At 67.6% G+C, this 26,378-nt stretch carries 23 protein-coding genes, 4 tRNA genes and 1 pseudogene; 18 read left to right on the top strand and 10 right to left on the bottom strand.

Annotated elements, in window-relative coordinates:
* Positions 1–63: 63 nt before the first annotated feature.
* From J2S53_RS08760 to J2S53_RS08750, 3 genes are all read left to right on the top strand, one after another.
* On the top strand, positions 64–1,284 hold the full coding sequence (locus J2S53_RS08760; RefSeq protein WP_456240574.1) for a CaiB/BaiF CoA transferase family protein: 1,221 nt from the start codon (positions 64–66) through the stop codon (positions 1,282–1,284).
* A gap of 23 nt (positions 1,285–1,307) precedes the next feature.
* Positions 1,308–2,498, top strand: a complete 1,191-nt coding sequence (locus tag J2S53_RS08755; protein WP_456240573.1) for an acyl-CoA dehydrogenase family protein — start codon at positions 1,308–1,310, stop codon at positions 2,496–2,498.
* 134 nt (positions 2,499–2,632) lie between these two features.
* On the top strand, positions 2,633–3,826 hold the full coding sequence (locus tag J2S53_RS08750; RefSeq protein ID WP_456240572.1) for an MFS transporter: 1,194 nt from the start codon (positions 2,633–2,635) through the stop codon (positions 3,824–3,826).
* Between the two features lie 48 nt (positions 3,827–3,874).
* Here J2S53_RS08750 and J2S53_RS08745 read toward each other — a convergent pair.
* Positions 3,875–4,663: pseudogene (locus J2S53_RS08745) on the bottom strand (SAM-dependent methyltransferase); the annotation flags it as partial.
* Between the two features lie 300 nt (positions 4,664–4,963).
* On the opposite strand from J2S53_RS08745, the gene J2S53_RS08740 reads away from it, so the two are divergent.
* From J2S53_RS08740 to J2S53_RS08720, 5 genes are all read left to right on the top strand, one after another.
* Positions 4,964–6,049 (top strand): S-(hydroxymethyl)mycothiol dehydrogenase, encoded by a 1,086-nt coding sequence (locus tag J2S53_RS08740; protein WP_456240571.1) that lies wholly within the window; start codon positions 4,964–4,966, stop codon positions 6,047–6,049.
* On the top strand, positions 6,046–6,678 hold the full coding sequence (locus tag J2S53_RS08735) for an MBL fold metallo-hydrolase (protein WP_456240570.1): 633 nt from the start codon (positions 6,046–6,048) through the stop codon (positions 6,676–6,678). The genes J2S53_RS08740 and J2S53_RS08735 overlap by 4 nt, the downstream gene beginning before the upstream one ends.
* A gap of 152 nt (positions 6,679–6,830) precedes the next feature.
* A complete protein-coding gene (locus J2S53_RS08730; RefSeq protein WP_456240569.1) occupies positions 6,831–8,150 on the top strand; it encodes a sensor histidine kinase in 1,320 nt (439 codons plus the stop codon).
* Positions 8,151–8,170: 20 nt separating this feature from the next.
* The gene (locus tag J2S53_RS08725; protein ID WP_456240568.1) at positions 8,171–8,938 is read left to right on the top strand and encodes a response regulator; all 768 of its coding nucleotides are present in this window, start codon (positions 8,171–8,173) and stop codon (positions 8,936–8,938) included.
* Positions 8,939–8,950: 12 nt separating this feature from the next.
* The gene (locus J2S53_RS08720; RefSeq protein WP_456240567.1) at positions 8,951–10,021 is read left to right on the top strand and encodes a Gfo/Idh/MocA family oxidoreductase; all 1,071 of its coding nucleotides are present in this window, start codon (positions 8,951–8,953) and stop codon (positions 10,019–10,021) included.
* Between the two features lie 92 nt (positions 10,022–10,113).
* Here the strand turns inward: J2S53_RS08720 and J2S53_RS08715 are convergent, their stop codons facing one another.
* Positions 10,114–10,371 carry a hypothetical protein gene (locus J2S53_RS08715; protein ID WP_456240566.1) on the bottom strand — a complete coding sequence of 86 codons (258 nt, stop codon included), beginning with the start codon at positions 10,369–10,371 and terminating at the stop codon, positions 10,114–10,116.
* A 673-nt stretch (positions 10,372–11,044) separates the two neighbouring features.
* A complete protein-coding gene (locus tag J2S53_RS08710) occupies positions 11,045–11,833 on the bottom strand; it encodes a cupin domain-containing protein (RefSeq protein WP_456240565.1) in 789 nt (262 codons plus the stop codon).
* A gap of 205 nt (positions 11,834–12,038) precedes the next feature.
* Here J2S53_RS08710 and J2S53_RS08705 point away from each other — a divergent pair, with 205 nt between their 5' ends.
* Positions 12,039–13,082 (top strand): D-2-hydroxyacid dehydrogenase family protein, encoded by a 1,044-nt coding sequence (locus tag J2S53_RS08705; protein ID WP_456240564.1) that lies wholly within the window; start codon positions 12,039–12,041, stop codon positions 13,080–13,082.
* Between the two features lie 57 nt (positions 13,083–13,139).
* Here the strand turns inward: J2S53_RS08705 and J2S53_RS08700 are convergent, their stop codons facing one another.
* Together J2S53_RS08700 and J2S53_RS08695 are read right to left on the bottom strand one after the other, a co-directional pair.
* Entirely contained in the window at positions 13,140–14,186 is a 1,047-nt protein-coding gene (locus tag J2S53_RS08700) for an LLM class F420-dependent oxidoreductase (protein WP_092979037.1), read from the bottom strand.
* A 265-nt stretch (positions 14,187–14,451) separates the two neighbouring features.
* Entirely contained in the window at positions 14,452–14,613 is a 162-nt protein-coding gene (locus J2S53_RS08695) for a DinB family protein (protein ID WP_165400663.1), read from the bottom strand.
* 1 nt (position 14,614) lies between these two features.
* Here J2S53_RS08695 and J2S53_RS08690 point away from each other — a divergent pair, with 1 nt between their 5' ends.
* Positions 14,615–15,013, top strand: coding sequence for a phage holin family protein (locus tag J2S53_RS08690; RefSeq protein WP_092979035.1), 399 nt, complete (start codon positions 14,615–14,617; stop codon positions 15,011–15,013).
* A 705-nt stretch (positions 15,014–15,718) separates the two neighbouring features.
* Here J2S53_RS08690 and J2S53_RS08685 read toward each other — a convergent pair.
* A tRNA-Val gene (locus J2S53_RS08685) sits at positions 15,719–15,790 on the bottom strand.
* A 46-nt stretch (positions 15,791–15,836) separates the two neighbouring features.
* Positions 15,837–16,247: a TIGR02611 family protein gene (locus tag J2S53_RS08680; protein WP_456240563.1), complete on the bottom strand. Its 411-nt coding sequence runs from the start codon at positions 16,245–16,247 to the stop codon at positions 15,837–15,839.
* Positions 16,248–17,108: 861 nt separating this feature from the next.
* Here J2S53_RS08680 and J2S53_RS08675 point away from each other — a divergent pair.
* The 4 genes from J2S53_RS08675 (at position 17,109) to J2S53_RS08660 (ending at position 17,978) form a co-directional block, all read left to right on the top strand.
* The gene (locus J2S53_RS08675) at positions 17,109–17,534 is read left to right on the top strand and encodes an SsgA family sporulation/cell division regulator (RefSeq protein ID WP_092628535.1); all 426 of its coding nucleotides are present in this window, start codon (positions 17,109–17,111) and stop codon (positions 17,532–17,534) included.
* A gap of 181 nt (positions 17,535–17,715) precedes the next feature.
* Positions 17,716–17,787: transfer RNA gene (locus J2S53_RS08670), tRNA-Gly, on the top strand.
* Positions 17,788–17,833: 46 nt separating this feature from the next.
* Positions 17,834–17,905: transfer RNA gene (locus tag J2S53_RS08665), tRNA-Cys, on the top strand.
* 1 nt (position 17,906) lies between these two features.
* Positions 17,907–17,978: transfer RNA gene (locus J2S53_RS08660), tRNA-Val, on the top strand.
* Positions 17,979–18,116: 138 nt separating this feature from the next.
* Here J2S53_RS08660 and J2S53_RS08655 read toward each other — a convergent pair.
* The gene (locus J2S53_RS08655) at positions 18,117–18,677 is read right to left on the bottom strand and encodes a helix-turn-helix domain-containing protein (RefSeq protein WP_092979031.1); all 561 of its coding nucleotides are present in this window, start codon (positions 18,675–18,677) and stop codon (positions 18,117–18,119) included.
* A gap of 69 nt (positions 18,678–18,746) precedes the next feature.
* Here J2S53_RS08655 and J2S53_RS08650 point away from each other — a divergent pair, with 69 nt between their 5' ends.
* On the top strand, positions 18,747–19,970 hold the full coding sequence (locus J2S53_RS08650; RefSeq protein WP_456240562.1) for a benzoate/H(+) symporter BenE family transporter: 1,224 nt from the start codon (positions 18,747–18,749) through the stop codon (positions 19,968–19,970).
* 211 nt (positions 19,971–20,181) lie between these two features.
* Here J2S53_RS08650 and J2S53_RS08645 read toward each other — a convergent pair whose 3' ends face one another.
* The gene (locus J2S53_RS08645; protein WP_456240561.1) at positions 20,182–21,108 is read right to left on the bottom strand and encodes a proline dehydrogenase family protein; all 927 of its coding nucleotides are present in this window, start codon (positions 21,106–21,108) and stop codon (positions 20,182–20,184) included.
* 30 nt (positions 21,109–21,138) lie between these two features.
* Positions 21,139–22,767: an L-glutamate gamma-semialdehyde dehydrogenase gene (gene pruA, locus J2S53_RS08640; protein WP_456240560.1), complete on the bottom strand. Its 1,629-nt coding sequence runs from the start codon at positions 22,765–22,767 to the stop codon at positions 21,139–21,141.
* Positions 22,768–22,897: 130 nt separating this feature from the next.
* Here pruA and J2S53_RS08635 point away from each other — a divergent pair, with 130 nt between their 5' ends.
* From J2S53_RS08635 to J2S53_RS08625, 3 genes are all read left to right on the top strand, one after another.
* Positions 22,898–24,607, top strand: coding sequence for a PucR family transcriptional regulator (locus J2S53_RS08635; protein ID WP_456240559.1), 1,710 nt, complete (start codon positions 22,898–22,900; stop codon positions 24,605–24,607).
* 278 nt (positions 24,608–24,885) lie between these two features.
* Positions 24,886–25,335 carry a universal stress protein gene (locus J2S53_RS08630; RefSeq protein WP_092979023.1) on the top strand — a complete coding sequence of 150 codons (450 nt, stop codon included), beginning with the start codon at positions 24,886–24,888 and terminating at the stop codon, positions 25,333–25,335.
* Positions 25,336–25,339: 4 nt separating this feature from the next.
* Positions 25,340–26,293, top strand: coding sequence for an adenylate/guanylate cyclase domain-containing protein (locus J2S53_RS08625; protein WP_245755459.1), 954 nt, complete (start codon positions 25,340–25,342; stop codon positions 26,291–26,293).
* The last annotated feature ends 85 nt before the right edge of the window (positions 26,294–26,378 follow it).

The following is a 26,378-nucleotide window of genomic DNA, read 5'->3' as shown; positions in this document are numbered from 1 at the left end:
GGTGACGGAGGACACCGACAGGACGCGGTACGCGCCGCGAACGCGAGAAAAGGTGAGAGCCGAATGGCGCGGACTCTGCCGCTGGAGGGGGTGCTTGTCGCGGACTTCAGCCGGGTGCTCGCGGGGCCCTACGCGACGATGCTGCTCGCCGATCTCGGCGCCACCGTCGTCAAGGTCGAACGCCCCGACACCGGGGACGACACCCGGTCCTGGGGGCCGCCGTGGACCGAATCGGGCTCCGCCTACTTCCAATCGCTGAACCGGGGGAAACACAGCGTCACCCTCGATCTGACCGCGGAGCGCGACCGTGCTGCCGCGATCGAGCTCGCGCGCCGCGCCGACGTGCTGGTGGAGAACCACAAGCCGGGCTCGCTGCGGCGGTTCGGGCTCGACTACGAGAGCCTCCGAACTGACAACCCCGGTCTGCTCTACGTCTCCGTCTCCGGTTTCGGCAGTGCGGAAGGAGCGGAGCTGGCCGGGTACGACTTCGTGGTGCAGGCCGTCGGCGGGCTGATGAGCATCACCGGAGAACCGGACGGGCCGCCCAACAAGGTGGGCGTGGCCGTCGTCGACGTGCTCACCGGCAAGGACGCGGCGCTCGGTGTCCTGGCCGCGCTGCGGCAGCGCGAGTCCACCGGCCGCGGGCAGCACATCGAGGTCAATCTGCTCTCCAGCCTGCTTTCCGGGTTGGTCAACCAGATCGGCGGCTTCCTGGTGACGGGTGAGAGCCCGGAACGCATGGGCAACCGGCATCCCAGTATCGCCCCCTACGAGACACTGCGTTGTGAGGACGCGTCGCTCGCGGTGGCGGTGGGCAACGACGAGCAGTTCCGCAGGTTCACCGAAACGCTCGGGCTCGTCGGAATGGCCGACGACCCGCGGTTCGCCAGCAACGCGGACCGGGTGCACAACCGCGAGGAGCTCGTGGTGGAGCTGGAGAACGTGCTGGGGGCACGTCCGGCAGCCGCCTGGCAGCACCGACTGCAGCGGGTGGGAATCGCCTGCGGGCAGGTCAACGACCTGGCCGGTGCGGTGCGCTACGCGGAGTCCCTGGGGCTGGACCCCACGATTTCCCCCGGCAGTGGGTACGCACCGTCGGTGCGCAACCCGATAGGGCTGTCCGAGTCCGGCCACGCCGACCCAACCCCGCCACCGCGATTGGGCGAACACAACACCGAGATCCTCGACTGGCTGCTCGGCCGCGGGACGCCGCCGGCCGCGCCCGAACCGGGCTCGCGCGCTCGCGATCTCACCGGTTCGGGGATGGACATTCACCCGATCTGACGCGTCCTTGGAGGCATGAGCAGATGAACGCCGGATCCCGCCCGGACTTCGATCCCCGCGACCCGCTGGGTATCGACGACGAGCTCAGCACCGAACAACTGGCCATCCGGGACAGCGTTCGCGCGCTGTGTCGCGACCGGGTGCAGCCCTACGTGGGGGAGTGGTTCGAGAACGGTGAGTTGCCCGCCGCGCGCGAGCTGGCACGTGAACTCGGTGGGCTCGGCGTGCTCGGCATGCATCTGGACGGTTACGGCTGCGCCGGGATGTCGGCTGTGGACTACGGCGTGGCCTGCGAGGAGCTGGAGGCGTGCGACTCCGGTCTGCGCTCGCTGGTGTCGGTGCAGGGCTCGCTGGCGATGTTCGCCCTCTGGCGTTGGGGCTCCGAGGAGCAGAAGCAGCACTGGCTGCCGAGCATGGCGGCCGGTGAGGCCATCGGCTGTTTCGGGCTGACCGAACCCGACCACGGCTCGGATCCGGCCTCGATGCGCACCTCGGCACGTCGGGACGGTACCGACTGGATCCTCAACGGTCGCAAGATGTGGATCACCAACGGCACGATCGCCGATGTCGCGGTCGTCTGGGCGAGCACCGACGAGGGCATCCGCGGCTTCGTCGTGCCCACCGACACACCGGGATTCGCCGCGCCGGAGATGCGACACAAGCTCTCACTGCGCGCCTCCGTGACCAGTGAACTCGTCCTCGACGACGTGCGCTTGCCGCGGGACGCCGTGCTGCCGGAGGTGACCGGGCTGCGTGGTCCGTTGAGCTGTTTGAACGAGGCCAGGTACGGCATCGTCTGGGGAGCCAACGGTGCCGCGCACAGCTGTCTGCGTGCGGCGCTGGACTACTCCACCTCGCGCGAGCAGTTCGGCAAACCCCTGGCCGGGCACCAGCTCACCCAGTCCAAGCTCGCCGACATGGCGGTGCGGGTGCACAACGGACGGTTGCTCGCGCTGCACCTCGGCAGGCGTAAGGACGAGGGCAGGCTGCTGCCGCAGCAGGTCAGCTTCGGGAAGCTGGACAACGTGCGCGGCGCGCTGGAGGTCGCGCGTACCGCGCGGACCGTGCTGGGTGCCAACGGCATCTCGTTGGAGTACCCGGTGATGCGACACATGACCAATCTCGAGTCGGTGCTGACCTACGAGGGAACCTCCGAGATGCACGCGCTGACGATCGGTGCCGCGATGACGGGGGTGCAGGCCTTCCGGGACTGATCGGGGCGGCGTCGATTTCTCGCGAAATGTGCGCCGGGGCGAGGGATCGGTCACTAGTCCGTTCGGTGCAACGGCGCGGAGTGCTATGACGCTCGGGTGCCCCTTACCGGAGCCGACGAGGGACTGGTGCCGTGATGCCGGAAGCGATGCCGCTGACACGTGACCCCGTGGTCCGACTGCCCAAACGGGCGATGTCGTCGGTCGCGGTCGTGGTTACGGTGGGAATCCTGCCCGCGTTCCTCGTCGGAGGTCTCGGGGTTCAGCTGCAACAGGACTTCGGATTCGGCCCCGCTGTGCTCGGTGCCGGCGCCGCCGGATTCTTCGCGGTGGCGGCGCTCTCCTCCCGGTTGATGGGGTGGCTCTCCGAGCGGATAGGGCCCGTTCCGGCGATGCGGCTGGCCGCGGTGGGCAGCGCGGTTTGTGCCGGGGGTATCGCGAGCTCTCGGAACCTGGGCTGGCTGCTGGCGATGTTGTGGCTGGCCGGGCTTCCCAACGCTCTGGGGCAGCCCGCCTCCAATCTGCTGATCGCGCGATGCGTACCCGCGAATCGCCGCGCCACAGCCTTCGGCATCAAGCAGTCCGCCATTCCGGCATCCACCCTGCTGGCGGGGTTGGCCGTTCCGGCCGTGGCGCTGACGTTCAGCTGGCGTTGGGCCTTCGCGGGTGCGGCGCTGGTCGGAATGTGTGCCGCGTTGGCCGTGCCGAGGAGCGTGACCGGACACGGCGGTTCCGCCATCGCCGCTGGGCGGGAGTCGGTCGAGCCGGGCAGGGGCGTGCTGCTGCTGATAACCCTGGCAGCGGGTCTCGCCTCGGCGGCGGCGAACTCGCTGGGGTCCTTCGTGACCACCACCGGAGTGCAGGTCGGGTTCGGCCCCGGTGCCGCCGGGCTGGTGCTGGCTGTGGGGTCGGTCGCCGGGCTGTGCATGCGGTTGGCGATGGGGGTGCTGGCGGACCGCAGGAATCCGAACCCCATAGCGGTGATCACGCTGCTGCTGTTGATCGGATCCGCGGGATTCGTGCTGATGGCGCTGCCGCTTCCGGTGGCATTCCTGATCGGAGCCGTCGTCGGTTTCGGGGCGGGCTGGTCGTGGCCGGGACTGCTCAATTTCGCGGTGGCCGGGCTGTACCCGCGACGGGTCGCCGGCGCGACCTCGGTCAGCCAGACCGGCGTCTACATCGGCGGTAGTGCCGGGCCGCTGCTATTCGGGGTGGTGGCCTCGCACGCCGGATTGGCCGAGGCGTGGTCCGCCGCTGGAGTGGTGGCCCTGCTCGCCGCCGTTTCGCTGTGGATCGTGTGGCGCCGCACCACCGTGCGGCGTGCCCACTGATCCGGTGGTCGCCGAAACGCCTTCCGCTGGCTCGCGTTTGCGGCCGATTCCGCCGTAGAGCATCCGACAGCGCTCGGTGCCCCCGGTTTCCCGGGGTTCGGGGCGCCAGGCCGCGAGCGGCCCCGTACCGGGATCCAGTATCTCGAAATCGCCGAACAGCGTGTCGATCCAACCGGTACCGCGGGCGAACACCGGATCCGAACTCTCCGCGTACAGCCGCTGCAGGGTTCGGGCCCGCTCCGGTTGGACGCTGTCGGTCAAGTGGGCCAGCACCAAGTGGCTGCCGGCCGCCAGTGTCCGCCGGTAGGAACTCACCAGTGATCGCGGGTCCGAACTCTCCGGCAGGGAGTGCACCACACCGGTCAGTACCAGCGCCACCGGCTCGCTCAGGTCTATCAACCGTCGCAGTTCCGGCGCGGCGAGTACCGAGTCGATCTCGCGGCAGTCCTCGTGCAGCAGCGCCGTGTTCGGTTCGTCCGTCAGGAGTCGAGCCCCGTGTGCCGCGGTCAACGGTTCGTTGTCCACGTAGACGACCCGGTAGTCGGAAGTCAGCCTGCCCGCTATCTCGTGAATGTGGCCCACGGTCGGCAGTCCCGAACCGAGGTCGATGAACTGCCTGATCCCCGATGCGAGGGAATGGTCGACCGCGCGACGCAGGAACACCCGGCTCTCCCGCATCGTGGCGGTGATGCCGGGTATCCTCCGCTCGGCACGTTCCACGAACTCTCGCTCGACACCGAAGTTGTGGCAGCCCCCGAGGAAGGCGTCGGTGATTCGTGCGCCGCAGGGGCGCGTCAGGTCCAGTTGCCGTCGGTATCGGGAATCGTCCCAGATCATGCCCACATCCTGTTTGTCTCCTCCGGGGGCGCGGCGTTACAGCACTACCTGTCGAAGTGTTCACCGTGAGTTCGGGACGCGTGCCGGCTCCGGCCGAGACGAATGCCGCAATCGCAGCGTGATAACACGGTGACTCAGCGTGCTTACCGGTGTGATCGGTCGCTGATGGCGTCGGCAGTATGCCTGTCGGTCCTCGACAATTCGATCGAGCGACGGTCCCGGTGTCACGGTTGTGCTCGTGGCCCTGCCGTACGACGATGATCAGGTCGCGAGGTTTCGCTCGATTACCGGAGGTTGTTGGTGGCGACTGAGGTTCGTGGGGTGGTCGCGACCGGCGCGGAGCGGCCGGTGGAGGTCACCACTGTCCGGGTCCCGGAACCCGGACCCGGGGAGGCGCTGGTGCGCGTGCAGGCGTGCGGCGTCTGCCACACCGATATGCAGTACCGCGACGGCGGGGTGAGTGACGAATTCCCCTTCCTGCTGGGGCACGAGGCCGCCGGTGTGGTGGAAGCGGTGGGTTCCGACGTCACCGATCCGGTGGTCGGCGATTTCGTGGTGCTCAACTGGCGCGCCGTCTGCGGTCGGTGCCGGGCGTGTCGCCGAGGACGTCCGCAGTACTGCTTCGACACCCACAACGCGACCCAACCGATGACACTGCGCGACGGCACCCCGCTGTCCCCCGCCCTGGGAATCGGCGCGTTCGCGGAGAAAACCCTGGTGGCAGCGGGACAGTGCACCAAGGTCGATCCGTCCGCTCGTCCCGCGGTGGCCGGTCTGCTCGGCTGCGGCGTGATGGCCGGTATCGGCGCTGCCGTCAACACCGGGGCCGCGGGTCCCGGGGACTCGGTGGCCGTGATCGGTTGTGGCGGTGTGGGCGACGGTGCGGTGACAGGTGCTGTCATGGCCGGAGCACGCCGGGTGATCGCCGTCGACACCGACCCACGCAAGTTGGAGTGGGCCCGTGAATTCGGCGCCACCCACACCGTGGACGCGAGCCGGACCGACCCGGTCGTGGCGATCCGCGAAGTCACGGACGGATTCGGCGCGGATCTGGTTGTCGAGGCCGTTGGCAGTCCGCGCACCTACGAACAGGCCTTCTACGCCCGCGACCTGGCGGGCACGGTCGTGCTGGTCGGAGTCCCCACGCCCGACATGCGGCTGGAGCTACCGCTGCTGGACGTGTTCGCCAGAGGTGGTGCGTTGAAGTCGAGCTGGTACGGCGACTGCTTGCCCACCAGGGACTTTCCCGCGTTGATCGAGATGTCGCTGCAGGGCAGACTGCCGTTGGAGAAGTTCGTCACCGAGCAGATCGAGCTGGGCGAGGTGGAATCCGCCTTCGGCAGGATGCGCAGTGGCGATGTCCTCCGTTCGGTGGTGGTGTTGTGAACGCGCGTATCGACCACACCACCACTTCAGGTACGTTCTCACTGGACGGGCAGACCCACGAGGTCGACAACAACGTCTGGGTGATCGGCGACGACCACGAGTGCGTGGTCGTGGACGCCCCGCACGACGTGAGCGCGATCCTGGAACTCGTCGGGGACCGTGACGTGTCGGCGATCATCGCCACCCACGGCCACGACGACCACGTCCGGTTCGCTCCTGAACTGGCCGACGCCGTGGGAGCGCCGATTCTGCTGCATCCCGATGACTCGGTGCTGTGGCGGATGACGCATCCGAACCGGGAACCGGACCGGATGCTGGCCGATGGCGAGGTGATCGGTGTAGCGGCCGGGACCGGCCTGCGGGTGTTGCACACGCCGGGGCACGCCCCCGGTGCGGTGAGTCTGTACTCGGCGGAACTGAACACGGTGTTCACCGGCGACACCCTCTTCGCGGGGGGACCGGGAGCCACGGGGCGTTCCTACTCGGACTTCGACGTGATCATCGAGTCGATCTCGAACCGGTTGTTCACGCTGCCGGAGGACACCATCGTCCGTCCAGGGCACGGCCCCAGCACCACGATCGCCACCGAGCGGCCGCAGTTGCGTGCGTGGAAGGATCGAGGTTACTAGCGGACCTTCCTGGCCGGATTCCCGTGGGGATCGCCTCCTGACCCGGACATCGCCCTGACTCGGCGACAGAAGTCGTTTCGCCCGGGTGATCGGAACCGCGTGGGCAAGTACTGTTGTGCATCCCCACGCCGGTACTCCGAAAGGGCTCCCTGTTGCGCGACGGGAATTCCGAGGCGATCTCCTTACCGGTCCCGATTCCGAAGCGGTGGCGCAGAGCACTGCTGGAGATCGGACTGGTGGCCGTTTTCGTCTGCTGTCACCTGCTCGTGGTCTTCCTGCCCTCGCATCAGGGAGAGACGTTTCGCTGGTCGTTGTCGCTCGGGCTGCCCGCGTTGGGTGTACTGCTGTTACGGCGGTTCCTGCCGTGGGTGAGTCTGGTGGTGCTGGTGACGGTCACCATCGTGCTCACCCGGCTCGAAGAGCCGGTGGGGCCGTTGAACCTGGCCATCCTGATCAGCGTCTACTCGGTGTGCGTGCGGGGCGAGCTCCCCACCACGGTCGCCGCCGGGGCGGTGGCGATGATCTGGCCCCTCAGCAGGTTGCCCTCGATGTCGCCGTACGCCGCCACGGTGATGCTGCTCGGCGCACTGGTCAACGTGGTCATGGTGCTCGGCTGGGGGAGGGCCATGCGGATCAAACGCAGGCAGGCCGCACAGCTCGAACAGGCGGTGAATCTGCTCGACCGGGCACGGGACCAGCTCGCCAGGGAAGCGGCGGCCGTGGAACGGGCCCGCATCGCCCGCGAGTTCCACGACATCGTCTCGCACAATCTCTCGGTGGTGGCGCTGCGTGCCGGAGTGGCTCGCTCGTTGGTGGATCGCGATCCCGAGCACGCCAGGGACACGCTCCGGGAGCTCGAGAAGACCTCACGTTCCTCGTTGGAACAGATGCGTCAGCTGGTCAGCGCGTTGCGCGCGGTTCCCGGCGGAGAAACCGAGGACGGTGCCGTCACCGACGGCAGGGACGGTTCCGAGGACGGATCCGGTTCCGATGAAGGTGCCTTCTCCGAGAGCGGCGCCGATCGCGCCCCCGCGCCGCGGCTGGCGCAGTTGGACGAGTTGATCGATTCGGTGCGTGGGACCGGTGTCACCTGGCGACTGCAGCGCATCGGCCGGGTGCGCGAGCTGGATCCAGGGGTGGAGATGACGGCTTATCGGGTGGTCCAGGAGGCGGTGACCAATGTGCTCAAGCACGCCGGGCGGGGGTACGCGCGCGTGTCGTTGAGCTACCGGGCATCCGGACTGGACATCGAGGTGAACAATCACAGCAACGATCTCCTCGGGCGGGCTCGTTCGACGGACAATGGTGCGGGCCCGGTGGCGCAGTGCGATTCCGGTTCCACCGGGCACGGTTTGATCGGACTTCGTGAGCGGGTGTCGTTGCTCGGCGGGACCTTGACGGCGCATCCTGTTCCGAACGGGTTTCACTTGTCCGCCGTGCTACCGTGCCCGGAAATTTCGGACCCGGGGTGATCCGAGGAGGTCCGTAGGTGGTGACGCAGTCGGTCACGGACGTGCTGGTCGCCGATGACCAGGCGATGATTCGTGGTGGGTTGGTGGCCCTGCTGTCGGCCGAGCCGGATCTTCGGGTGACAGCCGAGGCGGATGACGGGCGCAGTGCCGTGGCCGCCGTTCGGCGACGCATGCCGGACGTGGTGCTGATGGACATACGGATGCCCGGTACCGACGGCATCGTCGCAGCGGACGAGATCGTCCGTACCACGCACGGACGTACAGCCGTGATCATGCTGACGGTCCACGACCTGGACGAGTACGTCTACTCCGCACTGCGGGCCGGAGTCAGCGGTTTCCTGCTCAAGGACGCGCCGCCGGAGGAACTGCTCCGCGCCGTTCGCACCGTGGCATCCGGTGACGCCCTGCTCGCCCCGAGCGTCACGCGCAGGTTGTTGCACCGGTTCGCCGCGTTGGAGATGCGCGACGCCTCGCTCGAACTGGCGCCGCTGACCGATCGGGAACGAGACGTGCTGCTCCAGGTGGCGCGCGGGGGATCCAACGCCGAGATCGCCGAGAACCTCGGACTGGCCGAGTTGACCGTCAAGTCGCACGTCTACCACGTGATGCAGAAACTCAATCTGAGTTCGCGCACCCAGCTCGTCATCCTGGCCTACGAAACCGGGCTGGTCCGCCCCGGACGCGACCTGTCGATGCCGGGAACCGCCCTCGACCCGGAAATCCCCGTCCGCCGTGCGAGCGGCGACTCCGTCCGAGACGGGCACAGCGGGGACCGGTGGCCCGCTTGATGTAATGGGGACATGGATTCGGAGGGACGATTTCGGGTCGGTCTGTTCGGTTACGGTCTGGCGGGCTCCGCCTTTCACGCCCCGCTCATCGCGGCGCAGCCGCGATTGCGGCTGGATGCCGTGGTCACATCCAGCGGGCAACGGGCGGAGCAGGTGGCGTCACAGTACCCGGACACCCACGTGCACTCCGATGCCACGGAGCTGTTCCGGCGGGCGGAGGAACTGGATCTCGTCGTAATCGCCACTCCGAACAGCAGCCACGCTGAACTGGCCGCGCGTGCGCTCGACGCCGGAGTTCCGGTCGTGGTCGACAAGCCGTTCACCCCCACAGCGGAAGAGGCCAGGGAACTGATCTCGCGTGCCGAGGACCGCGGGGTGCCCCTGACCGTCTTCCAGAACCGTCGCTGGGACAACGACATGCTCACCGTTCGGGAACTCCTCGACTCCGACTCGCTGGGACGGGTGCATCGGTTCGAGTCCCGGTTCGAACGCTGGGTTCCCGAGGCCAAGGACTCCTGGCGCGATCAGGGAGGTCCGGGCGAGGCCGGTGGTGTGCTCTACGACCTGGGCAGCCATCTCATCGATCAGGCACTGTGTCTGTTCGGCGACGTCGAATCCGTCTACGCGGAGATGGACACCATTCGGCCCGACGTGGCCGCCGATGACGACACCTTCGTGGCGCTGCGGCACACCGGTGGTCAGCACAGTCACCTCTGGGTGAGCAAACTCGCCGCCCAGCAGGGGCCACGGTTTCGGGTCCTGGGAGATCGAGCGGCGTTCACCAAGTACGGACTGGATCCGCAGGAGGCGGCACTGCGGCAGGGGAGTCTTCCCGACGAGCCTGGGTGGGGCGAGGAACCGAGGGAGAACTGGGGCTCGATCGGTGTCGGCCCCGAGACCCGTCCCTGGCCCAGCAGGCCCGGCCGCTATCAGGACTTCTACGCCGGAGTCGTGCGAACACTGGACTCGGGGGTCGCCCCGCCGGTCGATCCGGCCGACGCACTGCGGGGACTCGAAGTGATCGAGGCGGCACGCCGTTCGGCCGGTGACGGTTCGGTGGTCACGCTTCCTCGGACACGGTGAGCTTCTCGTCCCCTCGGACCGATCGGTTACGGCGGTGCCTTCCCCAGGGCACCGCCGTACGGGCGCCGATTCCCCCCCCGGGGAGAGGTTTTTCAGCGCGTTCCCGGTTCCGGCAGGGTGCGGCGTCCCCGTGAGTCACGTGAGCCACGCGGCGCGGCGGAAGCTCGTTCGCGCCGGAGGTGGCCCGCCTGCAGTGCCAGCACCCCCAGCGCCACGACCAGTGCCAGCAGTGCCAACCATCCCGCGGCGGCGTTGCCGTCGAACAACCACAGCCCGGTCGCGATCCCACCGGCGAGCCCGGCCAGCACGACGAGCAGATGGCAGATCAGGTGGACCGCGTAGTTCCGCACCGTGTCGCCCCTCTCCGGCGAGGTGTTCGGCGGTGGCGAACGATTCGGGAGCTCACTCGCGATTCGCCGGGAAGATGTTACCGCCACGAGTCCCGGCGCGCTCGTCGTCGAGCCGCCGGGAGCCGCGGGAACCACTCGCTGCCCCGGACGGGCGTTCCCCCGTGACAGCGTTCCCGTGACAGCCTGCCCTTGAGAGCAGGGTGGGGCTCTCGTGAGCGGACAACCGGTGACTTCGGTGAGGTGGCCGACACGATGCCGATGTTCGCGCTCCGCGGCGCGATGATCCGCTACTCACCTGATCGCGAGAGTCCAGTTTCCCGGCCAGCGATGTTCCACGTGAGCCGTTACCGTTGTCGAGGAGTCGACACGCTCGAAACGGTCAATTCTTCCGACCGGAATTCCCGCGTCAGCCCTCGCGGGAGTCGCTGCGCGAGCGCGGACACACGAGCCGAAGCATCCTCGGGGGTGGTTGCTGGTGAATTCTCTTGCGGTCTTCGCGGTCACGGCCACCACGGGCACCGGAACGATCGTGATCGCCCTGCTGGCGATGAGCTGGGTCGAGAAACGGTTCGTCGGCACCGAACCCTTCAGACCCACCCGACTCAGCGCCACACCGGCACACCGGGCATCGAACCGATCGCTCCCGGAGCCCCGAACTCCATCGACGGCGGAGTCAGATCATTCGGAAGTCCGCGAAGTCGAAGCCGGGCGATACCACGCAACTGACCAGGATGTCGGCGTCCCCGGTGTTCTCGGCACACTGCCAGCTGCGGGCGGGAACAAGTGACTGGGGCAGCTGGCCCGCCGCCAGGTCGGCCCCCAGCGTGACCGTCTCCGTCCGGTCCGCCGGCTCCGCACCGTCGCCCGCGCCGTGCAACAGCAGCGCCGGCCCCGCGTGCCACATCCACAACTCGTCCGACTCGACCCGGTGCCACCGCGAGCGTTCCCCGGCGGGCAGCAGGTAGTGGATCGCCGTCGCGCTGGGGCGTGGACCACGATCCGGTGGACGAGCGGTCGTGGCGCAGGTCCAGGTGCGCCGGTACCAGCCGCCCTCCGGGTGCGGCAGCAGATCCAGCAGTTCGGCGGTGGCACCCCTGGCTTCGAACGAGACGAAACGCCCGTCGGTGTCCCGCCGCGCGTAGCGCACTCCACGCACCGCCGCCCGGTCCAGTGGGCCGTAGACGTGGGGGAACAGGGTTTCCGACGTCACGCCTTCCGGGGGTGCCGGTGTGGGAGGTTCCCAGCGTACGGGCGCGGACAACGCCGTGGCGTCGAGTTCGAGCAGCACCAGCTGCTCCTCGGCGGAACGGTAGAGCGTGTTGGCCACGGCCAAGGTCGTCTCCGGATCCGGTGAGCAGTGCACGAACCCATTTCGCTCCAGTGAGTCCGCGCCGATGGCCTCCTCCGGGCTCGAGTGGTAGGACCCCGAGGGAAGCAGGTGGAACAAGGTCGACGTATTCACGAGGACCAGTCTCCCGGGGCGCGCCCCGGCATCGACGGACGGTCCCGTGCGTGCGTCCGGCCCCGGAGATCGTCGCGGCCGGTGATGATTCCGAGATCGGTGACCGTTCCGAGAACTTCGCTCCCTACGGCGGGCGGTAGTGTGGCCGGTCGAGCGAACGAGCAACCGGACACCCGCAGAACTCCGATCACCAACCGGGAGCCACATGCGAGCCGACAGCACACCAGACCGGGACGGTTCCGCCGTCGAGGACCTCACCGCGAGTGCGGACACCACTGTCAGGATCGCCGTCCTCGACGACTATCAGCACGTCGCCCGCGAGTTCGGTGACTGGCACACCCTGCCCGCGAACACCGAGGTGACCGTGTTCGACGAGCACATCGCTGATCCGGCGGAACTGGTACGCGGGCTCGAACCGTTCCACGTGATCGCGGCGATGCGGGAACGGACCGCCTTCCCCTCGGAAGTGCTGCGAGCGTTGCCGAACCTGAAGCTGCTGGTAACCACCGGTATGGGAAACGCGGCCATCGACACGGCGGCAGCGGCCGAACTGGGTGTGACGGTGTGCGGTACCGGTAACGGCATGCGAGCCGGAGCCGACTGGAGCACCACCTCGGAACTCACGTGGGGGTTGATCCTGGCGGTGGCCAGAGCGATCCCGAGGGAGGACCGGGCCGTGCGTACCGGTGGCTGGCAGCACACCGTCGGCAAGGACCTCGCGGGCGCCACGCTCGGCGTCCTCGGGCTGGGACGCGTCGGTGCGCAGGTCGCCACGGTGGGACGTGCGTTCGGCATGGAGGTACTCGCCTTCAGCGAGAACCTCACCGCGGAGCGTGCTCGGCAGGCGGGTGCCAGGGCCGTGGACAAGCGGGAGCTGTTCGCCGCTTCCGATGTGGTCACCGTGCACACCAAACTCGGTGAGCGAACCCGCGGACTCGTGGGGCGCGCCGAGCTCGACCTGCTGGGACCGGACTCCATACTGGTCAACACCTCCCGCGGCCCGATCGTCGACGAGCGGGAGCTGCTTTCCGCGTTGCACGAGGGGCGTATCGGCGGGGCCGGGATCGATGTCTTCGAGCGCGAGCCGCTCCCCGAGGACGATCCGTGGCGCCACGCGCCTCGCACGGTGCTGACTCCACACATCGGTTACGTCTCGGAGAACACCTATCGGGCGTTCTTCACCGAAACGGTCGAGGACATCCGGCAGTTTCTGGCGGGCACACCGGTACGGGTGCTCAACGCGGACTGAGCGGGTCGAACCGCCTCCCGCGCCTGCCGGAGTTGACAGGCGCGGGAGGGAGGTCGTTCAGGCCTCGTCCGCGAGGTGGCGCACCCGCTCGATCAGCGCGGTGCGCTCGGCGGCGCTGCCCGCCAACGGCGTCACGTTCAGGGTGGTCACGCCCGACTCGCGGAACGCGGCGATGCGCTCGCGCACATGGCTCTCCGGTCCGATCAGCGAGGTCTTGGTCAGCAGCTCGCGGGGCACCGCCGCTGCCGCCTCGTCCTTCTTGCCGTCCAGGTAGAGGTCCTGGATTCGTTCCGCCTCGGCCTCGTAGCCGTAGCGCCGGGCCAGGTTGTTGTAGAAGTTCTTTCCCTTGGCGCCCATGCCGCCGATGTAGAGCGCCAGCATCGGCCGCATCGAGTCGAGCAGCTCGTCCAGGTCCTCACCGATGGCCAGTGGTGCCTGTACCACCGTGTCCAGCTCCGGCAGTGTGGCGTCCCGCTTCGCGCGGCCCTCGGCCAGCGAGTCCCCCCACACCTCGGCGGCCTTCTCCGGGACGTAGAAGATCGGTTCCCACGCCTCGGCGATCTCCGCGGTCATCGCCACGTTCTTGGGGCCGATCGCCGCGATCATGATCGGGATCCGTTCCCGGACCGGGTGGTTGACCAGCTTGAGTGGTTTGCCGAGGCCCGTGCCCTCTTCGGCTGGCAGGGGAATGTTGTAGTGCTTGCCCTCGTGGGTGACCTTCTCCCGCCGCCACACCTTGCGGCAGATCTCGACCAGTTCCCGGGTGCGTCCCAGCGGTGCCTTGTAGGGCAGCCCGTGGAAGCCCTCGATCACCTGTGGTCCGGAGGCGCCGATGCCCAGCGTGAACCGTCCGCCCGAGACGAAGTCCAGTCCGGCCGCGGTCATGGCGGTGAGCGTCGGTGTCCTGGTGTAGACCTGCAGAATGCCGGAAGCGATCTCCAGGCGTTCGGTGCGCGCCGCGATGAACCCCAACTGGCTGACCGCGTCGAACGAGTACGCCTCCGGAACGTAGACGATGTCCAGTCCGGCCTTCTCGTAGTCGACCAGCTCGTCGACCGTCTCCTTGAATCCCCCGCTGTAGTTCAGCGGCATCCCGATCCGCATACTGCTCGCTTCCTGCCGGTTGTGTTGCCCGTGGGGGTTCGCGCACCCGCGCTCGACACTCGGAACGGATGTGTCGGACCACCGAATCGCACACAGGTTACCGACGAGTATGGCGATTCGGCAGTCCCCGCCCGGAATACCCACCGCGGAGCCGTGTTCCCCCGCGCATCGAGTCCACCTTCCCACCACGCGAAGCCAGGGGCATTCGGCAGAGCCGCCTCGGCGCCGCGTGCGGGCACCTGGCTCGGAACGGGCACGGTGCCGGTCAGGTCGAGGTTCGTCCGTCGAGCGTTTCGCGCAGGATGCCCGCGTGCCCGGCGTGCTGGGTGGTTAGCACGACCGAGGGAATCGCCGTGGTGCCTCGGGACATCGTGATCTCTCCGCGTAGCGTGTGCGGTGCGAACGGCAGCAACCACGGGAGGGACATCGTGGCGCTCGTAGTGCACATACTTATCACCGCCGTGGCGGTCTGGGTGACCACGGCACTGCCCGGGATCGCGCTGGGCGACCAAGGGGGAGGAACCGATGGTGTGGCCACCCAGGCGTTGACACTGCTCGTCGTGGCCGTGGTGTTCGGCATCGTCAACGTGGTGCTCAAGCCGGTCGCCAAGACATTGGGGTGTCTGCTCTACATCCTCACTCTCGGGTTGTTCGGGCTGGTGGTCAACGCGCTGTTGTTCTGGCTGACCAGCTGGATAGCCGGGAACCTCGATCTCCCGTTCCACGTCGACGGTTTCTGGCCCGCCTTCTGGGGGGCGATCATCGTCACCGTTGTCAGCAGTGCGCTGCACGGACTGGTACGCCGGGCCACCTCGTTCGGCGACTGATCGCGAGCGCCTTGCCGGCTGTCCGGTACGGGACAGCCGGCCGGCTCGTTCGATCTGGCGAGACCGAAGCGGGCGCGGGGCGACTTTCGGAGGGCTTCACAGCGGAGGGCTTCGTGGCTTCGTGAGCACGGAGTGAAACACTTCCTGCTCTCGGATTCGTGTCGGAATGCTCGTTCGCGGTGCAATCATCAATCGCTCGTCACCGGCACGGTCGTCGGCACCGACATCGGTGGAACCGATCCGTTCGCGTCGGTGAACGGGTGATCCCACGAAATCTTAAAGTCACATTCGGTTCTCAGGTGAACACGAAGAGTCATAGAGTGATGATTCGAAGTACGGTATCGAACGGGACTCGGAGAGATGATCCGAAGTCCTGTCGATCGACCCCGTACCGATGTCGGAAATCCTCATCCAAAACGACTTGTGTGAAAATCGGGAACAACGCCGGTGCCGGGAGGAATCATGAGTCGGCGCCCACTCGTTGCCGGGTACCGGTTGAAGATTGACTTCAGGAGTACGTGACCACGTTCCGTCCGATATCACTCACGGACGCGGATCGTTGCGAGTTGTCAACACTCGTCCGAGTCACGGAAGACGAATAAAACACACACATTACAGTGCGGTGCCGCACACTACCCGAAAGAAGGAGAGAAAATCTCCGGAAAGCGTACGGCCCGAGGCGGGGTCGCCTCGGGCCGACTTCGGTGGGCGATGCTGGGTTCGAACCAGCGACCTCTTCGGTGTGAACGAAGCGCTCTCCCGCTGAGCTAATCGCCCGTTGCCGCCCTGCCGCAGCGACAACAAGAAGCTTACACGATCCTTTTCACGCCTGGAACAGGGGGGAGGCCAGCCAGCTCCACTGCAGACCGAGGAAGTCTCCGACCAGGTCAAAAGCGCCGATGAGCCAGAGGGTGGCCACCACTATGAGTCCGGTGGCCGTCATCACCGCCAGTCTTGTCGCCGGATGCTGCCGGGACAGCCAGCGGACCCAGCGTTGGTAGTGGTGCTTGGCGAACATGTTCACGTGTCGCGCCCAGGCGAATTCCGTCGCGAGCAGTCCCAGGCCCGCGAACACGCACAGCCACCCGGGGCCCGGATAGGGAATCATCACTATGCCCAGCAGGAGCACTACCCCGCCGAGCAGTCCCAGGCCGAAACGGTAGAGGGTGTTCAGCGCCGGTCTGGCGCGTATTCGCTCCCGGCGCGCGCGGAAGCGCTCCCGTAAGCGGTGCACACGTGCGCGCCAGCCCGAGAGGTGTGCGTGTGGCGGTTCGTTCTCGTGGTGTCGTGAACCGGGCTCTGCTGTCCTACTCAGAACACACCTGCCTGCTGACCGATCCTGCTTCCCGAGTGCTCTCGGCCCCGTGTCGCTCTGCCGGAGCCACATGGGGCTCCCCGTCAGTGTCTCAGCCTACGTGGTGCGGCAGTGCCTGTAGAGTGGCTCGTGCGGCGCATATTTTCGTTCCGGGCGTTCGTCACGGGCGCTACGACGATGTGATCGTGTATATCACACTGTGACGCCGGTCTCGCTTTTGGGTTTCGGACGCAGGCGTGAAAACCCGAGAGTGGAGTATTTGATATTAGCCCGTTTCGGTGAACATTTGTGGTGCGCCTCTCCCGGGGCTCTTGTGTGAAACGGCTTGTCGTACAACTATCGACTATCCTGAAAACAGCGTCCCGTGGTGGCCGCGAGGCATCGATCGGTTCAGTCCTTGAGCGTTGTGGTGGCCGTCCGGGGGCGTCGTCGACGGGTTCGTACACGCGCCTGACGGGGGTGGTGCGAGTGGGCCGCACGAGAGGGTTCGGAAGCATTATTTCGGCTTGCCGCGGAACCGGCCGGGACGCCGATTGCGGATCGGCGGGATCGGTGGTTTTCTTCGAGGTGGTGAGGCTCGTGTTGATGAATCGCGGAATTTCTCCGGCACCCGGAGTTGTTGGCTACGCTACGGAGTTCTGCAGTAGCGCAGCGAATTAATTCTCCCCCGTACGGGTGATCTATTCGTTGGTTGCGAGCGAACGGCCCCGGATAACCGTCACAACTGTGTAGCTCGGTCGACTTCGCTGCGACCGGGAGGGAGTTAGGAAGGCGAGGACGATGCGTAACGATCATGTGACCCTTCGTTCGACAGCGGTGTTCGATCTGCTTGCCCCGCAGACGCCCGCCGTTCCGGTTCAGGTGGAGCTGCGGTACGACACTCGGGATCCCTACGCCGTCGTCGCGGCGTTCCGCACCGGCCGTGCCGGCTGGGTCGAGTGGGTGTTCGCCCGTGATCTGCTGGCCGACGGATTGATCGCGCACGCGGGCGAGGGCGATGTGGCGATCAGGCCCGCCGCCGACGACCCCGAGGTCGTGGTGATCGAGCTGAGCTCACCCTCGGGACACGCCGTGTTCGAGGCGTCCGCCCAAGAGCTGGCGGACTTCCTGGATCGCACCTACGACGTGGTGGTGCCGGGCAACGAGGGACTCTGGGTCAGTATCGACGAGGCGATCACGAGGCTGCTGCCGCACGACCTCTCGTGATCGTGCGTCGCCCGTGATTCCGCGTTGTGACGGCTCGTGGTGGTGACGGCGGGCTCCGGCCCGCTGTCGTGCTGATTGTCGGCAGGGGACCCCCGGTTCGATCGCCGTTCACGGCGTGGTCTAGAGTTTTGACCGAACACGGCGGAGGCGCCGAGCGGAGGATTTCGGTCCCGTCGTGAGTGCGGATGTAGCGCAGCGGTAGCGCATCACCTTGCCAAGGTGAGGGTCGCGGGTTCGAATCCCGTCATCCGCTCTGTGGCCGAGCGGCTCGTCCGAACGACGTTGTCGCCGGTGGCTTCGGCGGAGTGGCCGAGTGGCTCAGGCAAGGGCCTGCAAAGCCCTGTACGCGGGTTCGATTCCCGCCTCCGCCTCGCGCGATTAGCTCAGCGGGAGAGCGCTACCTTGACACGGTAGAGGTCACTGGTTCGATCCCAGTATCGCGCACCGGTTCCACCACGGAACTCAGCGGTTGTCACGAGGCCGCGGCCGCCGTCTCGGGGGTCGCGGCCTCGTTCTGTTCCGGGTCGTGTGGCTGCTCTTGATCGGTCCCCGTCCGAATGCTCGGGCGGGATGGGGCGTCATTCAACCTTCCCCGTAGCGCATGACGAGTGTGCCGTGCACATCGGTGTGAGGCGCCTCGTAGACGTGGTCCACGCCCCCGTCGAAGCTGATGTAGTCGCCGGGCCCGAGCGTTTCGGGGGTCGACACCGGGCCGGTTGTCAGTGTTCCGGAGTGCACCAGGAGCTGTTCGACGACCCTGGGGCGGTGGGCGGGGGAGACGTAACGCTTCCCGGCTCGCACGTGGATTCGGTAGATCTCCAGGATCTGACCACCACTGCCTGTCCGGTCGACCAGTCGTACGTCGACCGCCTGTCCGGATAGCTCGGCGTGATCGGTCCCTCGTACGACCAGCGTTGTCGCCGTCGGGGATTCGGTTTCCGCTATCAGCAGCAGGCCCAGCGGGACACCGAGCACCGTGGCCAGGGCGTAGAGGGTTTCCAGTGTCGGGTTGCGCTGCCCGGCCTCGAGTTCGGACAGGGTCCCCTTGCCGAGATCGGCACGACGGGCGACCTCGGACAGCGAGAGGCCGCGATGCTCGCGCGCCGCACGCAGGTTCGCCCCGACGACCTTGACCATCTCCATCGCGCCCTCCTAGCATGACTGCGTTCTATAAACAGAACGAATTGCTTTCGACGATCGGACTGATCGCCCGTGCGCTTGCGTCAGCGTCTGACCAACACGCTTCCGATGACCGCGGTGGTTTCAGGAGGTGTGACGACACTGGTCGGTGTCACGAGCTCGGTGGCCCTCGTCTTCCAAGCGGCCAGAACTGTCGGCGCGAGCCCGGCCCAGATCTCCTCGTGGATCCTCGCGCTCGGTGTCGGCATCGGCGTCACCTCGATCACGTTGTCCTTACGCTATCGAGCGCCGGTGGTCATGGCCTGGTCGACCCCCGGCGCCGCCATGCTCGCCGCAAGCGCACGGGATGTCCCGCTGTCCGAGGCCGTCGGGGCCTTCCTGATCGCTTCGGCTCTTACGATGCTCGTCGGAGTCACGGGATGGTTCGAACGCGCTGTGAACCTCATCCCGGCGCCGATCGCCTCGGCACTGCTGGCAGGCATACTGCTGCGGTTCGGCATCGACCTGTTCACCGCGATGCGCGCCCACCTCTGGCTGATCCTCGCGATGCTGGTGACCTATCTGCTCTGCAAGCGGCTGCTACCGCGCTACGCGGTGCTCATCGCGCTGGCGACGGGGACACTGCTTACGGTCGTCCAGGGCTCTTTCCAGCTCGATACCGTGCGCCTGGCCGTCGCTACGCCGGTTTTCGTGTGGCCCTCCTGGTCGCCTGCCACGACCATCAGTCTCGCGATCCCGCTGTTCGTCATCACGATGACCTCGCAGAACCTGCCAGGTGTGGTGACGCTGCGGGCTCACGGGTACCGGACACCGGTATCACCGATCCTGTCCTGGTCCGGCCTCGCGAACTCGGTACTCGCCCCGTTCGGCTGTTTCGGTATCAACCTCGCCGCGATCACGGCCGCTCTGTGCATGGGGCCCGATGCTCACGAGGATCCGGCCCAGCGCTACCGAGCCGGCATCGTATCGGGGGTGTTTTACTTGGTACTCGGTCTTTTCGGCGCCACTCTCGGAAGTCTCATCGCCGCGTTGCCCGGCGCGCTCATCACCGCGATCGCCGGGATCGGACTGCTGGACACCATCGGGGGGTCGCTGGCGACCGCGACCGCCGAGCCCGCGACCAGGAACGCAGCGCTGATCGCCTTCCTCGTCACCGCCTCAGGGGTGTCGATCCTCGGTATCGCTTCGGTTTTCTGGGGACTGATCACGGGAGTCAGCGCTCACTCGATCCTCGGCCGACCCGCACCGAGTCCCCCGGTGACTGGGCAGACGGCGGATCAGCCGAACGAACGGTGAGGGGCGCGCGTTCGAACGGTGACAGGCGGCGGGAGATCTCGGACGGCGACGAGTTCGCGCGGAACGCGGTGCCGTGCCCGCACCGTTCCCTCCGGCGCTCGTTCTCCCCAGGAATCGCGCGCCGCCCCGTTGGCGGAAGCCACCTACCAAGAACCCGCCCGACCGTCCCCGGGCGACGATGACCGGGCGACAGCCGGGCGGGAGCGCGGAGTCAGCGCGTCAGCAGGGAGCGCAGGAAGAACCCGATGTTGGCGGGCCGCTCGGCCAGCCTGCGCATGAAGTAGCCGTACCACTCCTCGCCGTATGGCACGTAGACCCGCAGGTTGTGCCCCGCCGCGGCGATGCGGCGCTGCTCGGCGGGCCGGATGCCGTAGAGCATCTGGAACTCGTAGCTGTCGGCACCACGCCCGTGACGCTGGGCCAGCTCGGTGGCGATGGCGATCATGCGGGGATCGTGGGTGGCGATCATCGGGTGTCCCTCGCCCGCCATGAGCGCCCGCATGCAGCGTACGTAGGACCGGTCCACTTCCTGCTTGTCCTGGAAGGCCACCGAGGCGGGCTCGGAGTAGGCCCCCTTGCACAACCGGACCCTGGAACCCGCGGTGGCCAGGTCCCGGCAGTCCTGCTCGGTGCGGTGCAGATACGCCTGCAGGACCGCTCCGACCCAGGGGAAGTCCACGCGCAGGTCGGACAGCGTCCGCAACGTCATGTCCGTGGTGGTGTGGTCCTCCATGTCCAGGGTGACGGTGGTACCCACGGCGGCCGCGGACTCGCAGATCCGGCGGGCGTTGTCCAGCGCGATCTTCTCCCCGTCCGGGGAGAGCTGCTGCCCCACCGCCGAGAGTTTGACCGAGACCTCCGCGCGGTCGGCCAGTCCGGCGTGGTGCAGCTCCGAGAGCAGCCCCTGGTAAGCCCGCACCGTGTCGTCGGCCCGCATGACGTCGGTGGTGTCCTCACCGAGGTGGTCCAGGGTGACGCGCAGCCCCTCCTCGGCCAGCCGAGCGGTCATCCCGATCGCCTCGCGGGAGTCCGCCCCGGCCACGAACCGGTCCACCACCGTCCGGGTGAGTGGATTGGCCTCCACGAGCCCACGCATCGCACCGGACCGGGCCGCGGTCAGCATCACACTGCGCAGCATCTTTCATCTCCTCGCGGATCGTGGCCGGGCTCAGCCCTGGTGCGGGTACGTGTGCTCGGTGGGGGCGTCGAAGGTCTCCTTGACGGCGCGGGGGTTGACCCAGCGCTGCAGGTTGAACATCGAGCCGGCCTTGTCGTTGGTCCCGGAGGCGCGCCCGCCGCCGAACGGCTGCCTTCCCACGATCGAGCCGGTGGGCTTGTCGTTGACGTAGAAGTTGCCCGCCGCGTGGCGCAGCTGCTCGTGGGCCTGCCCGATCGCGCTCCGGTCGTCGGCGAAGACCGCTCCGGTCAGGGCGTAGGGGCTGGTCTCGTCCACGATTCCCAGGATCCGCTCGTAGTCGTTGTCCTCGTAGACGTGCACCGCCACGATCGGTCCGAAGTACTCGGTCGTGAACGCCTCGTCGTAGGGGTCGGTTCCCACCATGACGGTCGGTTGCACGAAGTAGCCCACCGAGTCGTCGTACTCGCCGCCCGCGAGGATCTCCAGCGACGGCTCGTCCGCCACTCGGTCGATCGCGGCCTTGTGCTTGGCGAAAGCGCGGTGGTCGATGACCGCCGCACCGAAGTGCGAGAAGTCGGTCGGGTCGCCGTAGGTGACACGTCGGGTGGCTTCGACCAGGTTCTCCCGCATGCCGGATTCCCAGAGCGAGCGCGGGACGTAGGCCCGCGAGGCCGCCGAGCACTTCTGCCCCTGGTACTCGAAGGCGCCGCGAACCAGGGCCGTGACCACCTTGTCGGAATCCGCGGAGGGGTGCGCGACGACGAAGTCCTTGCCACCCGTCTCACCGACGATGCGCGGGTAGCTCCGGTAGCCGTCCAGGTTCTCGCCGATGGTCTTCCAGAGCTTCTTGAACGTGGCCGTGGAGCCGGTGAAGTGCAGTCCAGCCAGGTCCGGGTCGGTGAGCGCGACCTCGCCGACCGCCTGTCCGTCGCCGGTGACCATGTTGATCACTCCCGGCGGCAGCCCGGCCGCCTCCAGCATGCGCATGGTGAAGTGCGCGGCGAACTGCTGGGTCGGAGTCGGCTTCCAGACCACCGTGTTTCCCATCAGCGCGGGCGCGGTCGGGAGGTTGGCCGCGATCGCGGTGAAGTTGAAGGGGGTGATCGCCGTGACGAACCCGTCCAGCGGGCGGTACTCCATCCGGTTCCACTCGCCGGGTACCGAGTTGGGCTGCTCGGCGAGGATGCGGCGTGCGAAGTGCACGTTGAACCGCAGGAAGTCCGCCATTTCGCAGACCGCCTCGATCTCGGCCTGGTGCACCGACTTGGACTGCCCCAGCATGGTGGCGGCGTTGATGGTGTCCCGCCACGGGCCCGAGAGCAGGTCCGCCGCGCGCAGCATCACGGCGGCGCGCTCGTCGAAGGGCATCGCCGCCCAGTCCGCGGCCGCGTCCTTGGCTGCCTGCACCGCCTCGGCGACATCGGCGTTGGTCGCTTGCGCACAAACGCCCAGAACGCGGGAATGATTGTGCGGTTGGACAACGTTGAACCGTTCACCACTCGCCATCCGCTGTTTGCCCGCGATGGTCGTGGTCAACTCGATCGGCGCTGCCTGCAGCTCGGCGAGACGCCGCTGCAGCGACTCCCGCTCGGCGCTTCCCCTGGCGTAGGACTTGACCGGCTCATTGGCCGGCACCGGGACCGAAGTGATGGCATCCATGACCTTACGCCTCCTCGCGCGACGTCGGTGTCGATCGTGGGCCGGACGTGTCGCTACCGGCCCCTCCAATTGCCGAGGATAGAAGTTCGAGCGCCCGGTCGGCTTGTACGAGCGGCTATCGTTGACGGTGATGGATTGGTCGATCGAACAACCGGTTGCCGATGGGTGGTATTCGGCGAGTGCGGGTGGCAACGACGAGCAGCCGGGTACCACCGGGGTGGCGCTGCGGCAGCTGTTGATCGCGGTGGGCGAACCGCTGGTCGACGTGCTGGCTGCCCCGGGCGGGTTCGACGTCGCCGTTCACGACGTGGTCATCCTCGATCCGGAGGAGGCCCCGGGAACGGGAGCCGGAGATCTCGTGCTGGTGATCGGTACCCGTGGCCGCTCGGCGGTGCCACTGGTGCGACGGGTGGCCCGTTCGGGTGCAGCGGCCGTGGCGGTCAAGGTCGACGCGGATCAGGACGCTCGTGCGCTGCGGGAGGCGGCCATCGGCGGCGGCATCGCGCTGCTCGGGGTGCGTCCCGATGTGCGGTGGGAGCAGCTGGAGTCGTTCGCCCGCTCGGCGGTGGAGAACGCCCGGCTGACCGGTGAGGCCGATGTCGGGGAAGCGCTGGGGGACCTGTTCTCGCTGGCCCAGACCGTGGCGGCGCTGACCGAGGGCATCGTCAGCATCGAGGACACCGCCAACCGCGTGCTCGCCTATTCGCGCTCCGACGACGAGGTCGACGAACTGCGCAGACTGTCCATTCTCGGCAGACGCGGTCCGGAGTCCTACCTGGCCATGCTGCGGGAGTGGGGGATCTACCAACGGCTGCGCGGCGGGGAGGAGGTCGTCCGGATCGAGCCGCGCCCCGACCTGGGGATTCGGCGAAGGATGGCCGTGGGCATCCACGCCGGTGCGCAGCCGCTGGGAACCATCTGGGTGCAGGAGGGCGCTCGCGGGCTCAGCGAGCACAGTGACCGTTCGCTGATCGGGGCGGCGCGGGTGGCCGCGCTGCAGTTGATCCGCCAGCGCAGCGAGTCGACCATGGCTCCCCGGTTCCGGGAGAACCTGCTGACCGGTTTGCTGGAGAGCCGCATCGACGGGAACTCGGCCGCGGCCAACATCGGCGCCGATCCCCGAAAATCCGCCGTGGTGGTGGTACTGACCCTGCGCCCCAGGGAGCACACCGGTGTGTCCAACCGTTCCGAGATCGAGCTGGAACGCGCCGAGATGACCAGTCTGATCTCGGTGCACGCCGCTTCCTACCGGCGCAGCGCGCTGGTGACCACCATCGGTTCCCGGGTGTACGTACTGCTGCCCGATCTGCCGGATCGGCACGCCGAATCGGCGGTTTCCGGACTGGCCCAGGAGATCGTCACCGCGGCGCGGAGCCAGCTCCGCTCCGGTGTCCAGGCCGGCATCGGTTCGGTCGTCGCCAAGCTGGACGACGTTCCGGTCTCCCGCATCGAGGCCGACCGCATCCTCGACGCGCTCGGGCACGACCACACCGCCGAGGTCGCCACCATCGACGACGTCCGCTCCCGGGTGCTGCTCAGCGAGGTGCTGACGATGCTGCGGGACAACGAGCGGGTGCGCGATCCCAGGCTGGCTACCCTGCGCGCCCACGACGCGGACAACGGCACCGAGTTCGCCCGCTCCCTGCTGTGCTACCTGGAGTTCTTCGGCGATGTCCGAGGTGCCAGCCTGTCGCTGCACGTGCACCCGAACACGTTGCGCCACCGTGTCCGGCGGGCCGCCGAGATCAGCGGCATCGACCTCGACGATGCCGCGGAGCGGCTGAGTGTTCAGCTGCAACTGGCGCTGTTCCGACAAACCGAGTCCCGGCCACGGGGCTGAGCTGGCCGTGCCCGCCCCGCCCGGCGTTCCGGGTTTCCCGGTTGGTGATGGGTGAGGTGACTACGGCGCGAAACCACCGTGACGATTCCGAGGCGCGGTCGTTGAGCTATTGATGTTTCCCGATCGAAACGTTGACCGGGCGTGTGCTCCCCGGGCGCGTCCGGTGCCGCACCGACCGCTCGTGCGGTCGTATCCGCCGCGCGACCCGTCCGGTGAGCCGATCGGCGAACCTCGTCGAACGTCCGAGCAGTCCTGGTGGGGCGGAGAGTGATAGATCGATGACTGGTTACCGCAAGGTGGTCGTCGGAACCGACGGATCGTCCCCTTCGATGTACGCCGTCCGGCGCGCGGCGCGGTTGGCGGGTGACTCCGCCGAACTGGTGATCGTCTGCGCGTACTATCCCAACAGCAGGCGCGACGTGGAGCGCGCGCGGGACGAGATGGGGCAGGAGGCCTTCCAGGTGGTCGGTTCCGCGCCCGCCGAGGACAGCCTGCGTGACGCCATCGATCACGCCCGTTCCGCCGGAGCGGGCAGTGTCGATACCGTGTCCGTGTTGGGGCCGCCTATCGACTCGCTGATCGAGACCGCCGAGAGCCACTCGGCCGATCTGCTGGTGGTCGGCAGTCGCGGTCTGAACACGCTGAAAGGACGAATCCTGGGATCGGTGCCCTCGGAGGTATCCCGACGTTCGGAGTGCGATGTGCTCGTCGTTCGAACCACACGATGATTTGGTGGCGCCGGACAATCCGGTGGAGCGGGCGTTGCTCGGCGGCGAACCCCGCTACCGCAAGGCCGATGTGGCCCGGTTGGCCGGCGTCGAACTCGCCAGGGCCGAGCGGCTCTGGCAGGCGATGGGCTTCGCGCACGTCGCTCCCGAAGCCGTGGTGTTCACCGATTTCGACGTCGATGCCATGCGAACGGTGGACAAGCTCGTATCGGCCGAGGTGATTCCACCGGAGCTGGAGACCGCGGTCGCGCGTTCACTGGCCCAGACCATGTCGCGGTTGGCCGAGTGGCAGCTGGGGATCTTCAAGGCCGTGCTCGGTGACACCTTCGCCACCGACATCGAAACCACCGCCGAGGTCGCCGAGGCGATCCTGCCGGTGATGGAGAACCTGCAGGGCTACGTCTGGCGCAGGCACCTCTCCGCCATCGCCGCACGGGAACTCGACGAGGCCGACACCGGGCCGGAAGAACCGACAGTGGTGGTGGGCTTCGCCGATATCGTGGGCTACACCCGGTTGGTGCGCGACTACAGCGAACGCGAGCTGGCGCGGCTGATCGACGACTTCGAGGACCTGGTCACCAGGGTGATCGCCGAGAACCACGGTCGAATCGTCAAGACCGTGGGCGACGAGGTGCTGTTCGTGGCGGACACGGTCCGCGACGGGGCGGAGATAGCGCTGTCGCTCAACGAGAACGTCGCGCGGGAACCCGACCTGCCACCGCTGCGGATCGGTCTGGCCCACGGCACGGTGCTGGCCCGGTTCGGTGACGTCTACGGCTCCACCGTCAACATCGCCAGCAGGCTGACCACGCTGGCCAGGCCCTCGTCGGTGCTGGTGGACCGCGAGTGCGCGGCCGGCTTGCGCTCCGAGTCGGATTTCGTGCTGACCTCGCTCGGACCGAACAAGGTATCCGGTTTCCGTGGCCTGCGGGCCTGGGCGCTGCGCCGCTCCGAGTGATGTCGGACAGGGCTTGGTGCCCCCGGAGTAGCACCGCGTGGACGGTTCGCGTACTCTGACGCGTTCCTCGCGAATCGGGATGCCC

The sequence above is a fragment of the Actinopolyspora lacussalsi genome, from assembly GCA_030803735.1.
Lineage (GTDB): Bacteria > Actinomycetota > Actinomycetes > Mycobacteriales > Pseudonocardiaceae > Actinopolyspora > Actinopolyspora lacussalsi.
This window is presented reverse-complemented; position numbering and strand designations above follow the sequence as displayed.